We start from the raw sequence: 4,387 nt of genomic DNA on the forward strand, positions 1-4,387 counted from the left end.
CGCCCGACGGCGACGGTCCGCCCGCCGACGACCGCCCGCACACCCTCGCCCGGGACCGCGGTGAACCCCTCGGCGTGGGGCAGGTGCAGGCCGCGCTCCAGGGCGTGCGCGCGCACCGCCCGGCCCAGTACGTGCTCGCTGCCGGCCTCGGCGGCCCCGGCCAGGGCGAGCAGCTCGTCGGCGCGACGGGACCCGAGCGGGGTCACCGACACCACCTGCGGGCGGCCGGAGGTCAGCGTGCCGGTCTTGTCGAGCACCACGGTGTCGACCTCGGCGAGCGCCTCCAGCACGGTGACGTCCTTGACCAGCGTCCCGCGCCGGCCGGACACCGCGACCGCGGCGAGCAGCGGCGGCATCGTCGCGAGCACGATCGCGCACGGCGAGGCCACGATCATGAAGACGATCGCGCGCAGCAGCGTCTCGGTGAACGGGGCGCCGAGCAGCAGCGGAACCCCGAGCAGCAGCACCGTCCCCGCGACGACCAGCACCGAGTAGCGCTGCTCGACGCGCTCGATGAACAGCTGGCGGCCCGCCTTGGTCTCGGCGGCCCGCTCGACCTGCGCGGCGACCCCCGCGACGACGGTGTCCGCGGCGTCGCGCGAGACCCGGACCCGCAGCACGCCGGTGCCGTTCACGGTGCCCGCGAGCACCGCGTCGCCCGGACCGGTGCGGGCCGGGACCGGCTCACCGGTCAGCGCGGAGGTGTCGACCTCCGACACCCCGTCGAGCACGGCGCCGTCCCCGGGGACCCGCTCCCCCGGCCGCACCACGACCACCTGCCCCGCGGCCAGCTGCGCCGCCGGGACGGTGCGCTCGGTGCCGTCGTCGGCGACGACGGTCGCGGTCTCGGGGGCGAGGTCGAGCAGCGCGTCGATGCTGGCCCGGGTGCGGGCGGTCATGACCGACTCCAGCGCCCCGGAGGTCGCGAAGATGACGATGAGCAGGCCGCCGTCGAACCACTGCCCGATCGCGGCCGCGGCCACCGCGGCGACGATCATCAGCAGGTCGACGTCGAGCCGCTTCTCACCGAGCGCACGCAGGCCCTCGAGCGCGGGCTCCCAGCCGCCGAGGACGTAGCAGGCCAGGTACAGGCCGACGACCAGCGCGGACGGCGCGCCGAGCAGGTCGACCCCGAGCGCCGCCAGGAAGGCCAGCAGGGAGGCCCCGGCCCAGCGGACCTCGGGCAGGGTCAGAGCGGATCGCATGCGTGAGACCGTACCTGCGTATGCACGAAGATACGCAGTCAGCCATCCACATGGTGAGACGGTGGACCATCCGCGCAGTCACGCAGGTATCCTCGACGTCGTGCACGAGTCCATCCACGGCTTCGCGATGCCGCCCGAGGACGAGGTCCGCCGGGTGGCGGACGCGATGCGCATGCTCTCCGACCCGACCCGGGTCAAGATCCTCTGGGCTCTGCTGCAGGGCGAGTCCTCGGTGGCCTGCCTCGCCGACCTGGTCGGCGCCGCCCCCACCGCGGTGAGCCAGCACCTGTCGAAGCTGCGACTGTCGGGCCTGGTCGAGAACCGGCGCGAGGGGACCTACGTGTACTACACCGTGGAGGACGCGACCGTCCGCGCCGTGCTGGAGCGGATGCTCGGGCAGGGCACGGTCGTCGACGGGTAGGTCCGCGGCGGGGCGGGTACGCGGATCGGGAGGACGCAACCGATCTTCCCGGAGGAATGCACCCCATGCCCCAGCTCAGCATCGGTACCGAGAACGGCAGCCCGGTCGAGCTGCACTACACCGACCAGGGCTCCGGCGCACCCGTCGTGCTGATCCACGGCTGGCCACTGTCGGGGAGGTCCTGGGAGAAGCAGGTCCCCGCGCTGGTCGACGCCGGCCACCGGGTCGTGACCTACGACCGTCGCGGCTTCGGCCAGTCCTCCCAGCCCTGGGACGGCTACGACTACGACACCTTCGCCGACGACCTGCACGCCCTGCTCGTGCACCTCGACCTGCGCGAGGCCACCCTCGTCGGGTTCTCGATGGGCGGCGGCGAGGTCGTCCGCTACGTCGCGAAGCACGGCACCGACCGGGTCGCCCGTGTCGTGCTAGCCGCGGCCGTCCCGCCGTACCTCTACAAGTCCGACGACAACCCCGACGGCGGTCTCGACGACGCCACGATCGAGCAGTTCCAGGGCGGCGTCACCGGTGACCGGATCGCCTTCCTGGAGGAGTTCACGTCGAACTTCTTCGCCGCGGGCGACCGGACCGACCTGATCAGCGAGCCGAACCGGGCCTACCACCGCGCGATCGCCGAGTTCGCGTCGCCGAAGGGCACCCTGGACTGCATCACCGCGTTCGGACGCACCGACTTCCGCGACGACGTGCAGAAGGTCTCCGACGCCGGCATCCCGACCCTGGTCATCCACGGCGACGCCGACGCGATCGTCCCGTTCGAGGTGTCCGGCAAGCGCTCGCACGAGGCGATCGAGGGCGCACAGCTCGCGCTCGTCGAGGGCGGCCCGCACGGTCTCAACGCGACCCACCCCGACGAGTTCAACGCCGCGCTGCTCGACTTCCTGAAGGCCTGAGCGCCCACCCCGGGTTCCGCTGTGGGCGGAACCCGGGGACCGCGGCCGCCGTCCGGTCCTACCGTGCCCCCATGAGCGAACCCCTCTGGCGGCACGCACTCGGTCGTGAGCTGCGACGACGGCGGCACGCCCGCGGTGAGACCCTGCGCGCGACGGCCGGGCGCGCCGGGGTGTCCCCGCAGTACCTCTCGGAGGTGGAGCGGGGCCGCAAGGAGCCCTCCAGCGAGATGATCGCCGCCGTCGCCGGGGCGCTCGGGACCGACCTGGCCGCGCTGACCCGCGGCGTCGCCGACGGTCTCGCGACGGCGCCGCGGGCCCGCGGGTCGCAGTGCGCCTACGCGCTGGCGGCCTGACCCGGCGCCGCTCAGCGACGCTCGCGGGTGCGCGGCGGCTGCGGTTCGAGCACGGTGTCGAGCAGGCCGTAGTCCCGGGCCGCGGACGCGGTGAACACGCGGTCGTGGTCGGTGTCGGCGCGCAACCGCTCGACCGTCTGCCCGGTGTGCCGGGCCAGGATCTCCTCGATGTCGGCGCGGATCCGGACCAGCTCGTCGGCCTGCAGGATCAGGTCCGGAATGGACCCGCGGCCCTGCGCCGCCGGCTGGTGCAGCACGACCCGGGCGTGCGGCAGCGCGCCACGACGGCCCTCGGTCCCGGCGGCGAGCAGCACCGCACCCACCGAGACGGCCTGGCCGACGCACGTCGTCGCGACCGGGCAGCGGACGTGGCGCAGCGTGTCGTAGATGCCGAGCATGGCGCTGGGGTCGCCGCCCCCGCAGTTGACGTAGAGCTGCACCTCGCGGTCGGGGTCGTCGGCCTCCAGGAACAGGAGCTGGGCGATCAGCGCGTTCGCCACGCCCGCGTCGATCTCGGTGCCAAGATAGACGACCCGCTCGGTGAGCAGGTGGGAGTAGACGTCGAGGACCCGCTCGCCGCCCGGGGTGCGGGCGATGACGTTCGGGATCGGGTAGGCGCTCACCGCCGTCACCGCCCCACGCCGAAGCCGGTCGGGACGGCACCGCGGCGCGGCACCACCTGGTCGAACCGGTCGACGACGGCGTCGACGAAGCCGTAGTCGAGCGCCTCGGCGGCGGAGTACCAGCGGTCGTGCAGCGAGTCGGTGAAGATCCGGTCCACCGGCTGCCCGGTGTCGGCTGCGATCAGGCCGAGCACGGTGTCGCGGGTGTGGCGCAGGTCGTCGGCCTGCAGCTCGATGTCGACGGCCGTCCCGCCGATCCCCGACGAGCCCTGGTGCATCAGCACCCGCGAGTGCGGCAGCGCGCGGCGCTTGCCCGGGGTGCCCGCCGAGAGCAGGAACTGCCCGGCGCTGTAGGCGATGCCGAGCACGAGCGTCGAGACGTCGCAGGGGACCAGCCGGAACAGGTCGCGCAGCGCCAGCATCGCCGGAACCGACCCGCCGGGCGAGTGGATCCAGAAGGCGATGTCGGCGTCCGGGTCACGGGCGGCCAGTGCCACGACCTGGGTGGCGAGCAGGGTGCCGTTGTCGTCGTCGAGGGGGCCGTCGAGCACCACCACGCGCTGGTCGTAGAGGTCGCGGCGGGCGCGGTCGTCGAAGCGCGGGGTGCGCGGTGAGTCGCTCATGACCCCACCGTGGCCGGGGGACGGCCCGGTCCGCGCCCGGTTCTGCCCCGGGCAGCTCCGCCCGGGGCGAACGCGCCGGTCAGCCGGGGTGACCGCCGTTGTCGCGGTGCCGGTCGGCGAACACGTCGTAGTCGGCACCCCGGTCGCCCTGGACCAGGCGGCGCAGCGCCTCCTGCGCCGCGGCCCGCGGGTCGGCGGCCGCGTCACCGGTGACCGGCTGCGGGCCGGTCGACGACGCGTCGAGGTAGGGC

At 74.1% G+C, this 4,387-nt stretch carries 6 protein-coding genes; 3 read left to right on the forward strand and 3 right to left on the reverse strand.

The window, feature by feature from the left end; all coding sequences use genetic code 11:
* The coding region (locus tag GTW08_RS05280) for an HAD-IC family P-type ATPase (RefSeq protein ID WP_161151491.1) at positions 1–1,205 on the reverse strand (1,205 nt) is incomplete at its 3' end.
* Positions 1,206–1,305: 100 nt separating this feature from the next.
* On the opposite strand from GTW08_RS05280, the gene GTW08_RS05285 reads away from it, so the two are divergent.
* The 3 genes from GTW08_RS05285 (at position 1,306) to GTW08_RS05295 (ending at position 2,890) form a co-directional block, all read left to right on the forward strand.
* Positions 1,306–1,626, forward strand: coding sequence for an ArsR/SmtB family transcription factor (locus tag GTW08_RS05285; protein ID WP_062398503.1), 321 nt, complete (start codon positions 1,306–1,308; stop codon positions 1,624–1,626).
* A 65-nt stretch (positions 1,627–1,691) separates the two neighbouring features.
* A complete protein-coding gene (locus tag GTW08_RS05290; RefSeq protein ID WP_073576795.1) occupies positions 1,692–2,537 on the forward strand; it encodes an alpha/beta fold hydrolase in 846 nt (281 codons plus the stop codon).
* 71 nt (positions 2,538–2,608) lie between these two features.
* Positions 2,609–2,890, forward strand: coding sequence for a helix-turn-helix domain-containing protein (locus tag GTW08_RS05295; RefSeq protein ID WP_073576796.1), 282 nt, complete (start codon positions 2,609–2,611; stop codon positions 2,888–2,890).
* 11 nt (positions 2,891–2,901) lie between these two features.
* On the opposite strand, the gene GTW08_RS05300 is transcribed toward GTW08_RS05295, so the two are convergent.
* Both GTW08_RS05300 and GTW08_RS05305 read right to left on the reverse strand, forming a co-directional pair.
* Complete coding sequence (locus GTW08_RS05300; RefSeq protein ID WP_073576933.1) at positions 2,902–3,513, reverse strand: ClpP family protease; 612 nt, start codon at positions 3,511–3,513, stop codon at positions 2,902–2,904.
* 5 nt (positions 3,514–3,518) lie between these two features.
* A complete protein-coding gene (locus GTW08_RS05305) occupies positions 3,519–4,136 on the reverse strand; it encodes a ClpP family protease (RefSeq protein WP_073576797.1) in 618 nt (205 codons plus the stop codon).
* Between the last annotated feature and the right edge of the window lie 251 nt (positions 4,137–4,387).

The sequence above is a fragment of the Pseudonocardia sp. SID8383 genome (assembly GCF_009864975.1).
Classification (GTDB): Bacteria; Actinomycetota; Actinomycetes; order Mycobacteriales; family Pseudonocardiaceae; genus Pseudonocardia; species Pseudonocardia alni.

Bases quoted from the DNA above. Each gene is read 5' to 3' on its own strand.
- GTW08_RS05290 (WP_073576795.1), top strand. From the start codon at position 1,692: ATGCCCCAGCTCAGCATCGGTACCGAGAACGGCAGCCCGGTCGAGCTG.
- GTW08_RS05305 (WP_073576797.1), bottom strand. From the start codon at position 4,136: ATGAGCGACTCACCGCGCACCCCGCGCTTCGACGACCGCGCCCGCCGC.
- GTW08_RS05295 (WP_073576796.1), top strand. From the start codon at position 2,609: ATGAGCGAACCCCTCTGGCGGCACGCACTCGGTCGTGAGCTGCGACGA.